This is a genomic window from Dietzia aerolata, from assembly GCF_014144865.1.
Classification (GTDB): domain Bacteria; phylum Actinomycetota; class Actinomycetes; order Mycobacteriales; family Mycobacteriaceae; genus Dietzia; species Dietzia aerolata.
In genome coordinates, this window is sequence record NZ_JAALDM010000082.1 from 14,157 (window position 1) to 30,828 (window position 16,672).

General features: G+C 70.0%; 14 protein-coding genes. 13 read left to right on the top strand and 1 reads right to left on the bottom strand.

Annotated features, from left to right (window positions below):
• Positions 1-764: esterase/lipase family protein (locus G6016_RS05925; protein ID WP_182631760.1), on the top strand; the 764-nt coding region annotated here is incomplete at its 5' end.
• 51 nt (positions 765-815) lie between these two features.
• Here the strand turns inward: G6016_RS05925 and G6016_RS05930 are convergent.
• On the bottom strand, positions 816-2,171 hold the full coding sequence (locus G6016_RS05930) for a TetR family transcriptional regulator (protein WP_182631761.1): 1,356 nt from the start codon (positions 2,169-2,171) through the stop codon (positions 816-818).
• A gap of 166 nt (positions 2,172-2,337) precedes the next feature.
• Between G6016_RS05930 and G6016_RS05935 the strand changes: the two genes are divergently transcribed.
• The 12 genes from G6016_RS05935 to G6016_RS05990 form a co-directional block, all read left to right on the top strand.
• Positions 2,338-3,555: an acetyl-CoA C-acetyltransferase gene (locus G6016_RS05935; RefSeq protein WP_182631762.1), complete on the top strand. Its 1,218-nt coding sequence runs from the start codon at positions 2,338-2,340 to the stop codon at positions 3,553-3,555.
• Between the two features lie 43 nt (positions 3,556-3,598).
• Positions 3,599-5,812 carry a 3-hydroxyacyl-CoA dehydrogenase NAD-binding domain-containing protein gene (locus G6016_RS05940; RefSeq protein ID WP_182631763.1) on the top strand — a complete coding sequence of 738 codons (2,214 nt, stop codon included), beginning with the start codon at positions 3,599-3,601 and terminating at the stop codon, positions 5,810-5,812.
• A complete protein-coding gene (locus G6016_RS05945; RefSeq protein ID WP_182631773.1) occupies positions 5,812-6,798 on the top strand; it encodes a nitronate monooxygenase in 987 nt (328 codons plus the stop codon). Before G6016_RS05940 ends, G6016_RS05945 begins: the two co-directional genes overlap by 1 nt.
• Complete coding sequence (locus tag G6016_RS05950) at positions 6,795-7,586, top strand: enoyl-CoA hydratase (protein ID WP_182631764.1); 792 nt, start codon at positions 6,795-6,797, stop codon at positions 7,584-7,586. The genes G6016_RS05945 and G6016_RS05950 overlap by 4 nt, the downstream gene beginning before the upstream one ends.
• An 87-nt stretch (positions 7,587-7,673) precedes the next feature.
• Positions 7,674-9,263 carry a fatty-acid--CoA ligase FadD5 gene (gene fadD5, locus G6016_RS05955; protein ID WP_182631765.1) on the top strand — a complete coding sequence of 530 codons (1,590 nt, stop codon included), beginning with the start codon at positions 7,674-7,676 and terminating at the stop codon, positions 9,261-9,263.
• Between the two features lie 37 nt (positions 9,264-9,300).
• Complete coding sequence (locus G6016_RS05960; RefSeq protein WP_182631766.1) at positions 9,301-10,110, top strand: MlaE family ABC transporter permease; 810 nt, start codon at positions 9,301-9,303, stop codon at positions 10,108-10,110.
• Between the two features lie 18 nt (positions 10,111-10,128).
• On the top strand, positions 10,129-11,010 hold the full coding sequence (locus G6016_RS05965; RefSeq protein ID WP_182631767.1) for an MlaE family ABC transporter permease: 882 nt from the start codon (positions 10,129-10,131) through the stop codon (positions 11,008-11,010).
• An 8-nt stretch (positions 11,011-11,018) separates the two neighbouring features.
• Positions 11,019-12,386, top strand: coding sequence for an MCE family protein (locus G6016_RS05970; protein ID WP_182631768.1), 1,368 nt, complete (start codon positions 11,019-11,021; stop codon positions 12,384-12,386).
• A complete protein-coding gene (locus G6016_RS05975; protein ID WP_182631769.1) occupies positions 12,383-13,429 on the top strand; it encodes an MlaD family protein in 1,047 nt (348 codons plus the stop codon). Before G6016_RS05970 ends, G6016_RS05975 begins: the two co-directional genes overlap by 4 nt.
• Positions 13,426-14,517, top strand: a complete 1,092-nt coding sequence (locus G6016_RS05980) for an MCE family protein (protein ID WP_182631770.1) — start codon at positions 13,426-13,428, stop codon at positions 14,515-14,517. Before G6016_RS05975 ends, G6016_RS05980 begins: the two co-directional genes overlap by 4 nt.
• A complete protein-coding gene (locus tag G6016_RS05985; protein ID WP_182631771.1) occupies positions 14,508-15,605 on the top strand; it encodes an MCE family protein in 1,098 nt (365 codons plus the stop codon). Before G6016_RS05980 ends, G6016_RS05985 begins: the two co-directional genes overlap by 10 nt.
• Before the next feature lie 3 nt (positions 15,606-15,608).
• Positions 15,609-16,672, top strand: a 1,064-nt coding sequence (locus G6016_RS05990) for an MCE family protein (protein ID WP_182631772.1), incomplete at its 3' end; no start/stop codon positions are given.

Genomic DNA, 16,672 nt, shown 5'->3' on the forward strand with positions numbered 1-16,672 from the left:
CGACCGCGGAGAATCCCCGCCCGGTGGTCATGGTCAACCCGACCTTCACGACCCAGGCCTTCGCCTGGCAGGCCGGCGCCCCGTTCCTGAAGAACGACGGGTTCTGTGTCTTCACGTTCAACCACGGGAACATCACCCCGTTCCCGGGCATGCCGCTGCAGGCTCTCGGCGACATCCGCCAGGCGGGACAGACGCTGTCGGCGTTCGTCGACCGCGTGCTCGCGGAGACCGGAGCGACCGAGGTAGATCTGGTCGGCCATTCGCAGGGCGGCGGCGTCCTGCCGGACTACTACCTCAAGGTTCTCGGTGGGGCCGACAAGGTGCACACCAAGGTTGGGATCTCGCCGTCCACGCAGACCACCCTCAGCGAGTTGGTCTACCTGCGGACACTGATCCCGCGTCTCGGGCCCGCGGTCTACGGGAGCCTCGAGAACACTGCCCCGGCGTTGACCCAGCAGGCCCAGGGGTCGGATCTCGCCCGGGAGGTCTATCCAGAGGGAGCCGTCGGGATCCCCGGCGTGCAGCTGTACAGCGTCTATTCCGAGTACGACGAGGCCGTCACGCCCTTCACCCGCCAGATCTACTCCGGCGAGGGCGTGACGAACATCCATCTCCAGGACGGGTGCGCGGAGGACCTGTCCGAGCACATCGCGACGATGTACAGCGAGCGCACCTGGCTGCACGTCCGCAACGCGCTGGCGCCGAACCGTGCGGAGCCGGTTCCGTGCTTCCCCGTGGCCCCCTTCTGGCCCGGCGTGCACTGACGGCAGAGGTGGCCGGCATTGGGCCAGTCAATGGGCCGGTCAATGGGCTGCTCAGCCCGGGCGGTGCGGGATGAGTATGTGGCCCGCGAGCTGACCGAACCGTGCCGCGGCGGCCGGGTGGAACTCGGTGCCCTGGCCACCGTCGAGAACCACGGCCAGTGCTGCGTGCACCCGCGCGCGGGCGAGAGCCTCGGTGACGTGAGACTCCGTGACGTGGGACTCCGTGGAAGGGGAGCCTGTGGCGCGGGTTGCTCTGACACTGGCATCCGCGGCGGCCACCAGGAGATCTGCCCACCGGTTCCGCTGCCGCCGCTGGGCCTCGCGCGTTCGTTGCCGGTCCTCCGCCGAGAGCGCGCCGAGTTCTGACAGATACAGCATCAGATCCGGGCCGTGCGAAAACGCGATGGTCACGTACTCGTTCAGCAAGTCCTGGAGCGCAACTGCCGGATCGGCGCCCGAGGTGTGCCGGGCGGCGTGGGTGTCCAACAGGTCCTCGAACAGGGTCGCCGTCCGGTCCACCGCCGCGGTGAGGAGCGCGGACTTACCGGGAAAATGCCGGTACAGCGCCGAGGCGGCCACACCCACGTCAGCGCCGATCGCCTCCATGGTCACGCTGTCGTAGCCCGACCTGTGAAACCTGGCGATCGCGGCGGTGATCGCTCCCTCGCGGGTCGCCGCGCCCCCGCGCAGCCGGGGAACAGAGCTCGCTCCCGCCGCAGCGTCGGTGCGCCGGCCTGTCGCCTGGCCGGAGGGGACGCCGTTGGTCGCGTCTGAGGTGACGCCGGAGGCGGACCCGTCGCACAGCGCGAGGTCTACGGCGATAGAGGTCATGAGACTGACGGCCTCCTCCTCGGACAACGTGATCCGATGCTGCCCGAGCGAGGCGACGCACGAGAGCATCGCGGCCGCCGCGGACCCGGCGCCCGCGGGATCGCGGTGGTGTTGTCGTCGTCGCACCCTCACCGCGTCGGCGAGCCGGCGCCGCACCCTCGTGTCGACCTCGCGCACCGCGGCGCGATCCTCCGGCGTGAGGTAGCGCGCCTGCCAGCGGTACAGCGCTGCGCGTGACCGGTGGCTCCACGTGGTGCGCGTGATGGACTCGACCAGCTCCTCCAATGGTGGTGGCCCGGACCCGACGTCGGAGGTGTGCTCCGACGCGGTTTCGAGCGCGGTGACGAGCGTGGCGACGGCGTCCCGGAACATCTCGTACTTGCCGGGCACGTGGCGGTACAGCGCTCCGGGCGTGACCGACAGTTGCTCCGCGATGTGCTCGACGCGGGTCGAATGATAACCGCGCCACGTGAATTGGTCGGCCGCCACGAGCGCGATCTCTGCACGTCGAGAGCCCTTCTCGGGCGCGCAGAGCGACGCGGGCGGTGCCGCGGTATTCGTGGCGGGTGGGGTCACGGGATCGTCGTCTCTCGGGTTGGCCAGAAGCTGGGTGTGATCTTGACAACAGCGGCTACAGTGGCCATAGTAAACCCCAATTCACAGATATATGTGATCGAATCTATGGAAGCGTCGCCTCGAGGTGGCGTCGACCAGGCTCGTTCGAGGAAGGGATTTTCCACCCATGTCAGTGCCCGAGGCCTTTATCTACGACGCGGTGCGCACGCCCCGCGGACGGGGCAAGTCCACCGGTTCGCTTCACAGTGTCGCTCCGATCGATCTCGCCGTCGGCGTGCTGAAGTCGCTGGTAGAGCGCAACGCCAGCCTGGATCCCGCGCAGATCGAGGACGTGGTGATGGGCATCGTCGGGCCCGTCGGCGAGCAGGGCGCGGTTCTCCCGCGGATCGCCGCGATGGCCGCCGGGCTGCCCGAGACCGTCGCCGGCGTCCAGGAGAACCGCTTCTGCGCCTCGGGCCTGGAAGCCGTCAACCTCGCCGCGCAGAAGGTCCGCGCCGGCTGGGAGGACCTGGTCGTGGCCGGCGGCGTGGAGTCCATGTCGCGCGTGCCGATGGGCTCCGACGGCGGCGCATGGGCGCAGAACCCGCGCATCAACTACGAGACCTCGTTCGTCCCGCAGGGTGTGGGCGCCGACCTCATCGCCACGATTGAGGGCTTCAGCCGACGCGACGTGGACGAGTTCGCCGCGCGTTCGCAGGAGCTCGCCTCCGCGGCCTGGGACGCCGGCCGCTTCGCCCGCTCGGTGGTCCCGGTCGTGGACCTGGCCGGGCAAGTGGTCCTCGACCATGACGAGCACATCCGCCGCGGCACCACCGCCGACGACCTGGCGGGCCTGAAGGCGTCCTTCGCCGGGCTGGGCGAGCAGGCCGGGTTCGACGCCGTGGCTCTACAGAAGTACCACTCGGTGGAGAAGATCGACCACGTCCACCACGCCGGAAACTCCTCCGGCATCGTCGACGGCGCGACCGCCATGCTCATCGGCAACGCCGCCGCTGGCCAGCGCAACGGCCTGACCCCGCGCGCCCGGATCGTCTCCGCCTCCGTGATCGGTTCCGAGCCGACCATCATGCTCACCGGGCCCACGCCGGCCGCGCAGAAGGCGCTCGCCAAGGCCGGGCTGACCATTGACGACATCGACCTGTTCGAGGTCAACGAGGCGTTCGCCTCCGTCCCGATGAAGTTCGCCAAGGACCTGGGCGTGCCGCTGGAGAAGATCAACGTCAACGGCGGCGCCATCGCCATGGGCCACCCGCTCGGCGCCACCGGCGCGATGATCCTCGGCACCGCCCTCGACGAGCTCGAGCGGCGTGACGCCCGCTACGCCCTGGCGACCCTCTGTGTGGGTGCCGGAATGGGCATCGCCACCATCATCGAACGCCTCTGATACCCGCGCCGCACGGATACCTGACAAGGACTTCACGACTCTCATGAGCAGCGAATTCACCAACACCATCACCTACGAGCGCGACGCGGACGGCGTCGTCGTCCTCACCATGGACGACCCGAACCAGAGCGCCAACACCATGAACGCCGATTACCTCGCCTCGATGGAGGCGACGGTGGCGCGCCTCGAGTCCGAGGTCGACGACATCACCGGCGTGGTCCTCACCTCGGCGAAGAAGACCTTCTTCGCCGGCGGCGATCTGGGCGACATCCTCTCGATCCCCGCCGACGGTGCCACCCTGGCCGTCGAGACCGTCGCGCGCACCAAGGCGCCGCTACGCCGACTCGAGACCCTGGGCAAGCCCGTCGTGGCAGCCATCAACGGCGCGGCGCTCGGCGGCGGCCTGGAAATCGCGCTGGCCACGCACCGCCGGATCGTCGTGGACTCCCCGCGGATCCAGCTGGGCCTGCCCGAGGTCGGACTCGGCCTGTTGCCCGGCGGCGGCGGGATCATCCGCACCGTCCGCATGCTCGGCGTGGCGAACGCGCTGATGGGCGTGCTGCTGGAGGGCAAGCGCATGCGCCCCGGACAGGCCCTCGAGATCGGCCTGGTCGACGAGCTGGTGGCGACGCCGGAGGATTTGCTGCCCGCCGCCAAGGCGTGGATTGCCGCCAACGCCGACAATGCCGAGGCCGCCACCCAACCGTGGGACCGCAAGGGCTACCGCATGCCCGGCGGCACCCCGTCGAGCCCGTCTCTCGGCGCCAACCTGCCAGCGTTCCCCGCGATGCTGCGCAAGCAGCTCAAGGGAGCCCCGTACCCCGCCCCGGTCGCGATCATGTCGGCCGCCGTCGAGGGCGCCGGCGTGGACTTCGACACCGCCTCGACGATCGAGGGACGCTACTTCGCCGACCTGGCCACCGGCCAGACCGCCAAGAACATGATTCGGGCGTTCTTCTTCGACCTGCAGAAGGCCAACGGACTGGCCAAGAAGTACGGCTCCGCCGATCGCGAACCGATCGCGAAGGTCGTGGTCCTGGGCGCTGGCATGATGGGCGCCGCGATCGCCTACGTCTGCGCCAAGGCCGGCATGGAGGTCGTGCTCAAGGACATCGACTCCTCCGCCGCCGAGCGGGGCAAGGGCTACTCCGAGAAGCTCGTCGCCAAGTCCGTCTCCCGCGCAGCCGAGGGCGAGGCCCGTGACGCCGCCCAGGCCAAGGGCGAGGCGCTGCTGGCCCGCATCACGCCCACGATCGATCCCGCGGATGCCGCCGGCGCGCAGGCCGTGATCGAGGCCGTGTTCGAGGACCCCAAGGTCAAGGAGCAGGTGTTCGCGGAGATCGCTCCCCACATCGCGCCCGACGCCCTGCTGTGCTCCAACACGTCGACACTGCCCATCACCCTGCTCGCCGAGGGCGTCGACCGTCCGGCCGACTTCATCGGCCTGCACTTCTTCTCCCCGGTCGACAAGATGCCGCTGGTCGAGATCATCAAGGGGGAGAAGACGTCCGAGGACACCCTCGGTCGGGCCCTGGCCCTGGTCGCCGCGATCTCCAAGACCCCGATCGTCGTCAACGACTCGCGCGGCTTCTTCACCTCCCGCGTGATCGGCACCTTCACCAACGAGGGCATGGCGCTGCTGGCCGAGGGCGTGCCGCCGGCAACCGTCGAGCAGGCCTCCTCGCAGGCCGGATACCCGGCGCCGGTCCTCGCGCTGATGGACGAGCTCACGCTGACCCTGCCGCGCAAGATCCGCGACGAGACGCGGCAGGCCGCCGAGGCCGGGGGTCTGAAGGCGCCCGCGCATCCGGCGGACACGGTGCTCGACCAGATGATCGACGACCACGACCGTAAGGGCCGCTCCACCGGCGCCGGGTTCTACGACTACGACGAGGCCGGCAAGCGCGTGGGCCTGTGGCCGGGACTGAAGGACGTCTTCGGCGGCACCACCGAGATCCCGCTGCAGGACGCGATCGACCGCATGCTGTTCGCCGAGGCCATCGAGACCGTCAAGTGCCTGGACGAGGGAGTGCTCGAGACCACCACCGACGCCAACGTCGGCTCGATTCTCGGCATCGGCTTCCCCGGCTGGACCGGCGGCGTCGCCCGCTACATGGACCAGTACCCCGGCGGCCTGCCCGGATTCGTCGCCCGCGCCGAGGAACTCGCCACGAAGTACGGAGAGCGCTTCACCCCGCCGGCCTCACTGCGCGAGAAGGCCACCTCCGGTGGAACCTACGAGGAGGTCCAGCCGTGATCCGTACCCGCTTCACCGAGGAGTTCGGGGTCCGCCACCCCATCGTCCAGGGCGGGATGATGTGGGTCGGCCGCGCCGAGCTCGCGGCCGCGGTGTCCAACGCGGGGGCGCTGGGCATCATCACCGGCCTGACCCAGCCCACCCCGGAAGACCTCGTCAAGGAGATCGCCCGCTGCCGGGAGATGACCGACCAGCCGTTCGGCGTGAACCTGACGATCCTGCCCGCGATCACCCCGCCGCCGTACGCCGAGTACCGGCAGGCGATCGTCGAATCCGGCGTGAAGATCGTCGAGACCGCCGGCTCGAACCCCAAGGATCATCTGCCGGTATTCCACGAGGCCGGCGTCAAGGTGATCCACAAGTGCACCTCCGTGCGGCACGCGGTCAAGGCCGAGCAGCTCGGGGTGGACGCCGTGTCGATCGACGGGTTCGAATGCGCCGGCCACCCCGGTGAGGACGACGTCCCCGGGCTGGTCCTCATCCCGGCGGCCGCCGCCAAGCTGAGCATCCCGATCCTGGCCTCGGGCGGCATCGCCGACGCCCGGGGGATGGTCGCGGCGCTGGCGCTGGGCGCGGACGGGGCGAACATGGGCACCCGCTTCATGTGCACCGCCGAGTCCCCGGTGGACCAGGCGGTCAAGGAGCAGATCGTCGCCAACACCGAGCTCGACACCAAGCTCATCTTCCGCACACTGCACAACACCGCCCGCGTGGCCGCCAACGCGATCTCCGCGGAGGTCGTGGCCAAGGAAGCCGAGGGCGCAGAGTTCTCGGACATCCAGCACCTCGTGGCGGGCGCGCGCGGCCGCAAGGTCTTCGAGGACGGCGACCTGGACGCCGGCATCTGGACCGCCGGGCAGTGCCAGGGCCTGATCGACGACATCCCCACCGTGGCCGAGCTGGTCGATCAGATGATGAGCGACGCCGAAGAGATCATCACCTCCCGGCTGGCCGGGATGGTCGAGGCGAAGGAGAGCACGCGATGACCGTCACCGGAATCGACGCACTCAAGGTCGAGGTCACCGAGCTGGGTGTGGTCACCATCAGCATCAACCGGCCCGACCGGTTGAACGCCCTCGACGCGCCCACCGTCACCGCGTTGATCGAGCAGATCACCACCCACGGCGCGGACCCGGCCACCCGGGTGTTGGTACTGGCAGGGGAGGGCGCCGCATTCACCACCGGCGCCGACCTCCAGGCCATGGCCGAGGCCGGGGACGATGCGCCGACGCCGGACCAGACCATGGACAGCGCCGCCGCGCTGGTGCGGGCGGTGCTGACCGCGCCGGTGCCGGTGATCGCCGCGGTCAACGGCCCGGCCGCCGGCGTGGGGGTATCCCTGGCGCTGGCCTCGGACCTGGTGTTCATGGCCGAGGACGCCTACCTGTTGTTCGCGTTCACCAACATCGGACTCATGCCCGACGGCGGGGCCAGCGTCCTGCTGCCCGCCCAGGTGGGACGTGCGGTCGCCTCCCGCATGCTGCTGCGCGGCGACGCCGTCCCGGCCGCCGAGGCCAAGCAGGTGGGTCTGGCGATCGACGTCTTCCCTGTCGATGAGTTGCGCGAGGCCGCGGACAAGCTCGCGCGCCGACTGGCCCGCGGCCCGCGTCGGGCGCTCGAGCTGACCAAGAAGTCGGTCACCGCGGCCACCCTCGCCGAACTCGATGCCGCCCTGGCACGCGAGCACGAGGGCCAGGCCGAACTCCTGACCTCCGCCGACTTCGCCGAGGGCGTCGCCTCGATGCTCGACAAGCGCCGTCCGACGTTCTCCTGACCGAAGCCGCCACCACCCGTTCCACCTGCTCCACCTGACCGCCGCCCCTCTACCCCTGATGAGATGACCGACGAAAGGCGCACGACCATGACCACCGCCACGGACCCCCTTGCCGATCTCAACGCTGCGCGACGCAACACCTGGAACACGTGGGTCGACACCCACGCCGAGATGTACCCCGACGGTGAGGCCCTGCGGTACCTGGGCCAGACCACCACGTGGAAGCAGCTGGACGAGCGCAGCCGCCTGTTCGCGGACGCACTCGCCCGTCGCGGTGTCGGCAAGGGCGACCGGGTCATGCTCATCACGCTCAATAATCCGGAGTTCGTCGAAGCGGTGCTGGGCATCAACGAGATCGGCGCGATCGCGGTGCCCGTGAACTTCCGCCTCACCCCGGGTGAGCTGGCGTACCTGGTGAGCGACTGCTCGCCGAAGGTCGTCGTCACCGACGCCATGCTCGCCCCGCTCGTCGGCGCCATCCGTGCGCAGGGCGAGGAGCCGGGCCAGCACATCGTCATCGGTGGCGAGTCCGGCACGCCGGATCAGACCACCTACGCCGACGCGCTCGCGGAGGAGGGCGAGCCCCACGCGCCGGTGGACGTGGCCGAGGACGAGACCGCGCTGATCATGTACACCTCCGGCACCACGGGCCGGCCCAAGGGCGCGATGCTCTCGTACGAGAACCTCACCGCCCAGTCGCTCACCTGCATCCGCGTGTTCCGCCTCTTCGACGAGGAGGGCCGCGCCCTGTGTGCCGCCCCGATGTTCCACATCGCCGCGCTCGGCTCGATCGCGCCCAGCCTCCAGCTCGGCGGCGTCACCGTCATCCACCCGCTGCAGGCCTTCGACCCGGCCGCGCTGCTGGATACCCTCGAGGCCGAGAAGATCACTAGCATCTTCCTGGTTCCGGTGCAGTGGCAGGCCGTGTGCGCCGAGCAGCAGGCCCGCCCGCGTGAGCTGGTCCTGCGCAACATCTCGTGGGGCGCCGCGCCGTCCACCGACACCATCCTGCGAGCCATGTCCGAGACGTTCCCGGACGCCCTCAACTGCGCCGTGTTTGGCCAGACCGAGATGAGCCCCATCACCTGCGCCCTCGACGGCGACGACGCGCTGCGCAAGCTCGGCTCCGTCGGCAAGGTCATCCCCACGATCCAGGCCCGGGTCATCGACGGTTTCGGCGAGCCCGTCGCCCCGGGCGAGGTGGGCGAGATCGTCTACCGCGGCCCCACCATGATGTCCGGCTACTGGAACAAGCCCGCCGAGACCGCCGAGGCCTTCGAGGGTGGCTGGTTCCACTCCGGTGACCTCGTCCGCATGGACGACGAGGGCTTCGTCTACGTGGTGGACCGCAAGAAGGACATGCTGATCTCCGGCGGCGAGAACATCTACTGCGCCGAGGTGGAGAACACCATCGCCGGGCACCCGCAGATCCGCGAGGTCGCCGTGATCGGCCGCAAGGACGACAAGTGGGGCGAGGTCCCGGTCGCCGTGGCCGCGCTCAACGAGGGCGACGGGCCGGACCTCACGCTGGACGAGCTCACCGAGTGGCTGCGTGACAAGCTCGCCGGGTTCAAGCTGCCCAAGCACCTGGTGGTGGTGGACGAGCTGCCCCGCAACGCCAGCGGCAAGGTCGTCAAGGGAACGCTCCGGTCCGAACACGGCAGTGTCGGCGTCTGAGCCGGGCCGCTGAACTCGTTGTCGTCGTCGTGATCTCATGACCTTCCACCTTCCCACCGGGCGCGGCCCGGCCACCGACCTGGCCGGTCAGGTCGGCTCGCTCGTCGGGTTCTCGGTCTTCACGCTCCTGTCGTGCGTGAGGACCGTGCTGCGCGGGCGGCTCTCGCTGACCGAGACCCGCGACCAGGCACTGTTCATCGCCCGCGTCTGCTCGATCCCGGCACTGCTGCTCATGCTGCCGGTCGGCGTTCTCGTGGCGGTGTCGGTGGGGGAGATGGCCGGCCGGCTGGGGGCTGCCGGCTATGCGGGCGCCGTGGTGGCGTTCGTGGTGGTGGGTCAGGCTTCGGCCCTGGTCTGTGCGTTGATGCTCGCCGGGGTCGGGGGCTCGGCGATCTGCGCGGACCTGGGGTCGCGGACCATCCGCGAGGAGGTCGAGGCCATGGAGGTCATGGGGCTCGACGTGATCGAGCGGCTGGTGGTGCCACGGGTCATCGCCACGGTCCTGGTGGCGGTGGTGATGTGCGCGCTGGTCACGGCCATGGGCGTGCTCGCGTGCCTCATCTACCAGGTGTACGGGCAGGGCGAATCGGCCGGCGCGTTTCTACAGACGTTGAGCGCGTACGGCCGGCCGTCCGACCTGTGGATGGCGATGATCAAGTCCATCGCCTTCGCGATCGTCTCCGCGCTGATCGCCACGTTCAAAGGATTGCACGCGAGCGGGGGCTCGAGCGGTGTCGCGGACGCGGTCAACGAGACGGTCGTGCTGGCGTTCGTCACGGTCTTCGTGATCAACACCGTGTTCTCGGCGGTGTACGGCCTGGTCGTGCCGTCGGTCGGAAAGTATTAGAGGGGGCGCCGGAACACGATGGGGGGATTCGGGGTAGCGCAGACCACCGCGTGGCAGCGGGTGCGCGCGACACGCGTGGCCGGCCAGGTCGGCCGCGTCGGCACGGCAATGGTCGAGGTCGGGCGGCACGTCACCTTCGCCGGCAAGGTCATCGCGACCCTGCCCACCGCGATCGTGCGCTACCGCGGCCAGGTCCTGCGCGAGGTCGTGGACGTGGGTTTTGGCTCCAAATCGCTGGTCGCCGGCGGCGGCACGGTGGGGATCGTGCTGGCGATGTCGGCGGTCGCGGCGATCATGGTCGGCGTCGAGACCTACCGAGGCCTGGATCTCATCGGCATGACCACCCTGTCGGGGATGCTCTCGGCGATGGCCAACACGCGCGAGCTCGCGCCGGTGGTGGCCTCGATCGCGCTGGCCGCCAAGGTCGGGACGGGCTTCACGGCGCGGCTGGGGTCGATGCGCATCTCGGATGAGATCGACGCGCTGGACTCCATGTCCATTCCCACGGTTCCCTATCTGGCGGGCACGCGCCTGGTCGCCACGATGATCTGCATCGTGCCGCTGTACGCGATCGGTCTCGTGGCAACCTACATCGCTACACGTGTAGTGGTGGTGTACGTCAACGGCGGGTCGGCCGGCACCTACGATCACTTCTTCCACATCACCCTCGGCCCCGAGGACGTGCTCTACTCGCTGATCAAGGCGGTGGTGTTCGCGGCCGTGATCGTGTTGGTCCACTGCAGCTACGGCTATTACGCCACCGGCGGCCCGGAGGGTGTCGGTCGTGCGGCGGGCCGGGCGCTGCGCACGTCGATCCTGCTGATCGGTTTCCTCGACATCGTGTTGACCTTCGCGCTCTGGGGCCTGGTGCCCGAGGTGCCGGCGCTGGGGATCACGTGAGGCGGCGCGTGGCGGGGCCGACCCCCGACCGGACGCTTCTCGTGCGGGGCGTGGTGTTCTCGGTCGTCGCCGGGCTGGTGGCCGTGCTGTTGGTGGGGCGCGGCGCGGGCCTGTTCGACTCCGGGGTGACGGTGTCGTCGGTGCTGCCGTCCGACGCGGGGCGGATCGCGGTGAACGCGCAGGTCTACCACCTGGGTGTGCAGGTGGGCGAGGTGCGTTCCTCGGAGGGTACGAGGGTCGGCGGTGCCCCGGGTGGTTCCGGTGGAGAAAACCGAAAGAACCAAGAAAACCAAGAGAACCACGAGGACGACGACGACACCACCACCGCCGAACCGGGTACCCGGATCGAGATGCTGATCGGCCGGGAATTCGCGTCGCGCATCCCCGCGGATGTGGTCGTGCGGGCCGTGCCGCGGACCCTGTTCGGCGACATCCGCCTGGAACTGGTCTCCCCGATCGCGCCGGCAGGCGATGCCGGGCGGACCTCCGCCGTACGGGCCTCCGCGGACCGAGCCACCCTGACCGGCGACGAGGAGATCCCCGCGGACACCTCCGACGAAGCGGTCCTGCTCTATGACGTGTTCACCCGCGCGAGCGATCTGCTCGCCGCAACCAATCCACAGGACCTGCAGGTCACCCTGACCGCGCTCGCCCGTGCCCTGGACGGTCGCGGCGAGCTGCTGGGCCGCACGATCGACGACGCCGACCGGGCCGGCGCGGACCTGGCCCCGGCGCTGGAGAACGCGGCCTCGGCCACGCCCGCGCTGGCGACCCTCACCGAGGACCTGGCCGGGGTGCCCCCGGAGATTCTCGAGACCCTCGAGGAGGCGACGCGGCTGTCGCGCATCGTGCTCGACCGCCCGGGATCGCTCACCCGACTCCTCGACGCGGGCCTGGCCGTGACCACCTCCGGGGTGGTCATGGCGGACCAGACCGTCGACGGTGCCATCTCGCTCGTGGGCGACACCGGGGTGGTGTTCGAGCGGACCGCCCGCAATCCCCACGGGGTGATCAACACCCTCTATGCGCTGCGGCCGATGGGTGAGGCCGGGACGGCGGCGTTCTCGACCGGGCGGTTCAACATCACCGCCGTGCCGTCGTTCTCCGACCCCATGCCGTACGGCCCGCAGGACTGCCCCCGCTACCCCGACCTGGCCGGGTCGACCTGCACCGGAGCGCCCGCGCCCGAGCATGACCCCGGACTGACGGTCAATGCCGCCGGAGAGCGCGCCTACCTGCGCGAACTGCAGGCGGCGGCGGCATCGGAGCCGGGGTCACCGGTTCCCCCGCCGGTCGACGCCGCCGCGAATCCGGACACCGCAGCGTGGACGATGCTCGGACCGCTCGTCCGGGGCAACGAGGTGACGATCCGATGACCAGCCGCAAGGGACTGATGCCCGCCGTCAAGTTGTTCGCCTACTGCCTGCTCGGTGTCCTGTGCACCGTGCTGGTGGTCAACACGCTGCGAGTGCCGGTGGGGTGGGGCGCACGCAGCTACAGCGCGGAGTTCACTGATGTCGGCGGCCTGGGCTCGGGATCGGAGGTGACCGTCGCCGGTGTCCGCGTGGGGCAGGTGCTCGACGTCCGCCGGGCCACCGGTCCCGACGGTCAGGTGATCGCCGTGGTCGACTTCGAGGTCCAGGGCGAGCATCCCGTCACCTACGGGGCAAGGGCCTCGGTCCGCTACGGCGACATGCTGGGGATCCGCTACCTCTCGCTCGACCCGACCCCGGGCGGCGCGCCCGCCGTGGGTGGCGCGGACGAGCTGCCGGAGGACTCGGTGATCCCCCTGTCGGCCACCACCGACCCGGTGGACCTGACCGCGCTGGTCAACGGCTTCAAGCCCCTGTTCGAGGCCGTCGAACCGGAGGAGGTCAACACGCTGTCGACCACCGTGGTCGCCGCCTTCCAGGGTGAGCCCGGCGCGATGGACACCCTGCTCGCGCGACTGGCGCTCCTGAGCCGGGACATCGTGGGCCGCGAGGACGTGTACGTCCGCCTGGCCGACAACATCGAGGCCCTCAACACCACCCTTGTCGACCGTGGCGGGGACCTGCAGGAACTCATCCGCGGACTCGACACCGTCTCCGGGGCGCTGGCCGATAACGACGGGCAGGAGCTCGCGCTGCTGATCGACCGCGGCGGCTCCTCCGCCGCGACCCTCGCCGCGATGCTCGAGGAGACCGACGCGGACCTGCGGTCGAGTGTCACCGCCGCCCGTCACACCACCGACGGCTGGATCCCCAACACCCCGGCGTTCGACGCCGCGCTCGCGCAGGCACCCGTGTTCGCCCGCGAGGTCAACGCGACCTCCCAGAAGGGCGGGTTCCTGTCCCTGTACATGTGCAACTTCACCGTGAAGTGGGACGCCTGGGAGACCAGCCTGTTCGGCTACCAGAACTCGGAGGCCTGCCGATGAGCGCCCGTGAACGCGCACATGACCGCGCCCGTGACCCGAAGAGCCGGGGCCCCATCGGCCTGGTCACGGAGAGCCTGGCCGACCTGTTCCGCGACCCCCGACACGAGCGACGCGGCAACACCGTCGTCGTGGGCGCCGCGTCGATTCTGCTGGTGGTGGTCCTGTTCGCGGCGAGCATGGCGCTTCCCCAGCTCTGGTACGTCTTGCGCACCGAGTACTACTCGGCCGAGTTCCACAACGCTGGCGGACTGCGCGCCGGCGATCCGGTCCTGGTGGCCGGCGTGCCGAGCGGTCGAGTGGACTCCCTGTCGATGGACGGTGGCCTGGCGGTGGTGGGATTCCGCCTCGATCGCAGTCAGGAGCTGGGCGAGGCCAGCACCGCCACCGTCGGCCTCAAGTCGATTCTCGGAAACCGCTTCCTCGAGGTCGTTCCCTCCGGCGGGGGCGACCTCGGTCCGGACCGGCGCATCGGGATCGAGCGGACCACCTCGCCGTACATGATCGATGACCTGGGCGGAGCGGTCACCGAACTCGCCCAGGGGATCGACGTGACGGCGGTCAGCGCGCTCATCGACAACCTCGACTCCATCCTCCCGCAGGACCCCGAGGCGACCGGCCAGGCGATCGACGACATCTCCGCCGCACTGGGGCTCATGGCCCGCGACGACGAACGCATGTCGAAGGTGATCTCCACGACCCGCGAGGTCACCGGCCTCCTGGCGACGCAGGAGGCGAGCATCAGCGCGCTCACCGACCAGTCCCTGGTGCTGGTCACCGTGCTCACCCAGCGCCGCGAGGCACTCAGCGCGCTGGTCGACTCCCTGGAGGACCTGGCCGTGAGGGTGCGCTCGCTGCTCGAGGAGGAGTCCGACGACGTGAACCAGCTCCTGATCAACATGCGCTCGATCAGCGAGACCTACCAGCGCAACATCGACGTGATGGACGAGGTCCTCACCCGGATGCCGCCCGGACTGCGCGCCGTCACCGATGCGACCGGAAACGGCGCATGGACCGACGTCGGGACCCCGACCGGCCCCATCCCGGATTCGGCCCTCTGTGCCGTGGGGGTGATGGACGGATGCAACTGACACTGACCCGCGTCCTGTCGGTGCTCGCCGTTGTCGTCGTCGCCGTGGTTGTTCTTTTCTACACACTCTCCGGCGCCCGCACCGACGACCGGGTCCGACTCTCGGCGGACTTCGTCTCGGCGGACGGCGTCTACGCCGGATCCCAGGTGCGCATCGTCGGCGTCGAGGTGGGGCTGGTCGAGAAGGTCGAGCCGCTCGGCGACGTCGTGCGCGTCCACCTGACGCTCGACCCCGGGACCCAGCTGCCCGCGGACGTCGGCGCGCTCGTCATGAACCCGGCCGTCATCGCGGATCGATTCGTCGAACTGACCCCCGCCTACCAGGGAGGACCCACCTTCGTCGAGGGCGGCACCATCCCCGGCGAGCGGACCCGCGCGCCGCTCGACTTCGACGAATTCGTCTCCAGCCTCGACACCCTGAGCTCGGCGTTCGCGCCCGGCGCCGACGAGGTGGCCACCAGTCTCGACCGGGGCGCCGAGGCGCTCGATGGTCGCGGCGGCACCTTCAACCGCGCGATCCGCAACCTGTCGTCGGTGTCGGCCGTCGGCGGCGACCGGGCCGAGGACCTGGACGCGATCATCACCGAACTCGCCATCCTCATGGACGCCGCCGGGGGCCGGGACCAGACGATGCGGGACCTCGTCCTGGGGCTGGACGACCTCGGCCGACAGATCCAGCAGGACCAGATCGACGTTGCCGCTCCGGCCGAGGACCTGCGCGTGATCCTCGACCAGCTGGATCAGATCGTCGCCGAGCGCGGCGAGGACATCACCGCCGCCACCGACGCGACGCGAGACGTCACCGCCCTGTACGCCGCGCACCGCGACGACTTCGCCGAGTTCCTCGACCTGTACCCGGTCATGATGGAGAACCTCGCGATGAGTGTCGGACCCGACGGCCGTGCCCGCATCCGCCTCAACATCTCCTCCAACATCGCGCATTTTGCGAAGGGCCGCGAACTGTGTGCGCGCGAGCCGATGCCACTGTGCACCGGCGCCGGTCTGACCAACCCGCTGATGTTCCCGACCGAGCAGAGCGATCCGATCGGTGTGGTCGGCGCGCTCGAGCAGATGGCAGGGGGGAGCTGAGCCATGCGTGAGACGAGGAGCGGACCGCACCTGCTGCGTGGCGTGATCGTGATCGCCGGCGTCGCACTGCTCGTCGTGGCGACCCTGATCGCGCTCAACTCGCCCAAGCTGTCCCTGCAGGCCCTGCCCCTGGGCATGGACACCGGCAACGGCTCTACGGACGTGGAGATGCGATTCGAGCGGGCGGATCGGCTCGCCCCCGGCGCTGAGGTCCGATACGGCGAGGCGCTCGTGGGGCGGGTCCGCGATGTCTCGACCGACGGCACCGACGCCGTGATCGACGTGCGACTCGAGGGGGACACCGCGGTGCCTGCGGATGTGTTCGCCGAGATCCGGCTCCCCACCGCGCTGGGCAGCCCGTTCATCGCGTTGACCCCGCCGCGGGGCGAGCGGTCGGCGGAGCTGCTGCAGGATGCCCGGGTCGTGCCGCTGGCCCGCACCGGCGTGGGCCCCGACCTCGAGTCGAGCCTGGCCTCGCTCGGCCTCCTGCTCAACGGCAGCGGCATCGACCAGCTGGGCACCGTGATGGAGGAACTCACCGTCGCCCTCGACGGGCGCGGCGACGAGATCGCCCGCATCCGCGAGCGGGGGGACCGTGCGCTCGAACTGTACGAGCAGCACCGCGGCGACATCGACCGCACGCTCGTCGCGCTGGACCAGGTCAACTCCGCACTGGCGGCCCGCCGCGAGCTGATCGCCCGGGGCATGGACGTCTCGGCAGACCTCGTGTCCGAGGCCGCGGCCAGTCGCGAGGAGATCATGGCGCTTATGGACACGACGGCCGCCCTGACGGTGCAGGTTGAGCAGTTCACCACCGGAACCGACGGAAAGATTGCGCCGCAACTGCGGACCCTCGAGATCATGCTGCGGGACATGGAGGGCTTCGGCGGGGAGGTCGCACCCACGCTCGACGCGCTGAAGAACTTCGTGCTGCTCTTCGACGAGGCCGTCCGGGGTGATCACCTCATGTTCGACGGTGCCCTGGACCTGCCGGGATCACTGGACCAGCTGGGCACCGGCGGCGAAGCCCGCGCCGGGCGGCCGCTGCCGCTCGGCGCGACCGGGCC

Bases quoted from the DNA above. Each gene is read 5' to 3' on its own strand.
- G6016_RS05980 (WP_182631770.1), top strand. From the start codon at position 13,426: ATGAGCGCCCGTGAACGCGCACATGACCGCGCCCGTGACCCGAAGAGC.
- G6016_RS05975 (WP_182631769.1), top strand. From the start codon at position 12,383: ATGACCAGCCGCAAGGGACTGATGCCCGCCGTCAAGTTGTTCGCCTAC.
- G6016_RS05940 (WP_182631763.1), top strand. From the start codon at position 3,599: ATGAGCAGCGAATTCACCAACACCATCACCTACGAGCGCGACGCGGAC.
- G6016_RS05960 (WP_182631766.1), top strand. From the start codon at position 9,301: ATGACCTTCCACCTTCCCACCGGGCGCGGCCCGGCCACCGACCTGGCC.
- G6016_RS05965 (WP_182631767.1), top strand. From the start codon at position 10,129: ATGGGGGGATTCGGGGTAGCGCAGACCACCGCGTGGCAGCGGGTGCGC.
- G6016_RS05935 (WP_182631762.1), top strand. From the start codon at position 2,338: ATGTCAGTGCCCGAGGCCTTTATCTACGACGCGGTGCGCACGCCCCGC.
- G6016_RS05950 (WP_182631764.1), top strand. From the start codon at position 6,795: ATGACCGTCACCGGAATCGACGCACTCAAGGTCGAGGTCACCGAGCTG.
- G6016_RS05985 (WP_182631771.1), top strand. From the start codon at position 14,508: ATGCAACTGACACTGACCCGCGTCCTGTCGGTGCTCGCCGTTGTCGTC.
- fadD5 (WP_182631765.1), top strand. From the start codon at position 7,674: ATGACCACCGCCACGGACCCCCTTGCCGATCTCAACGCTGCGCGACGC.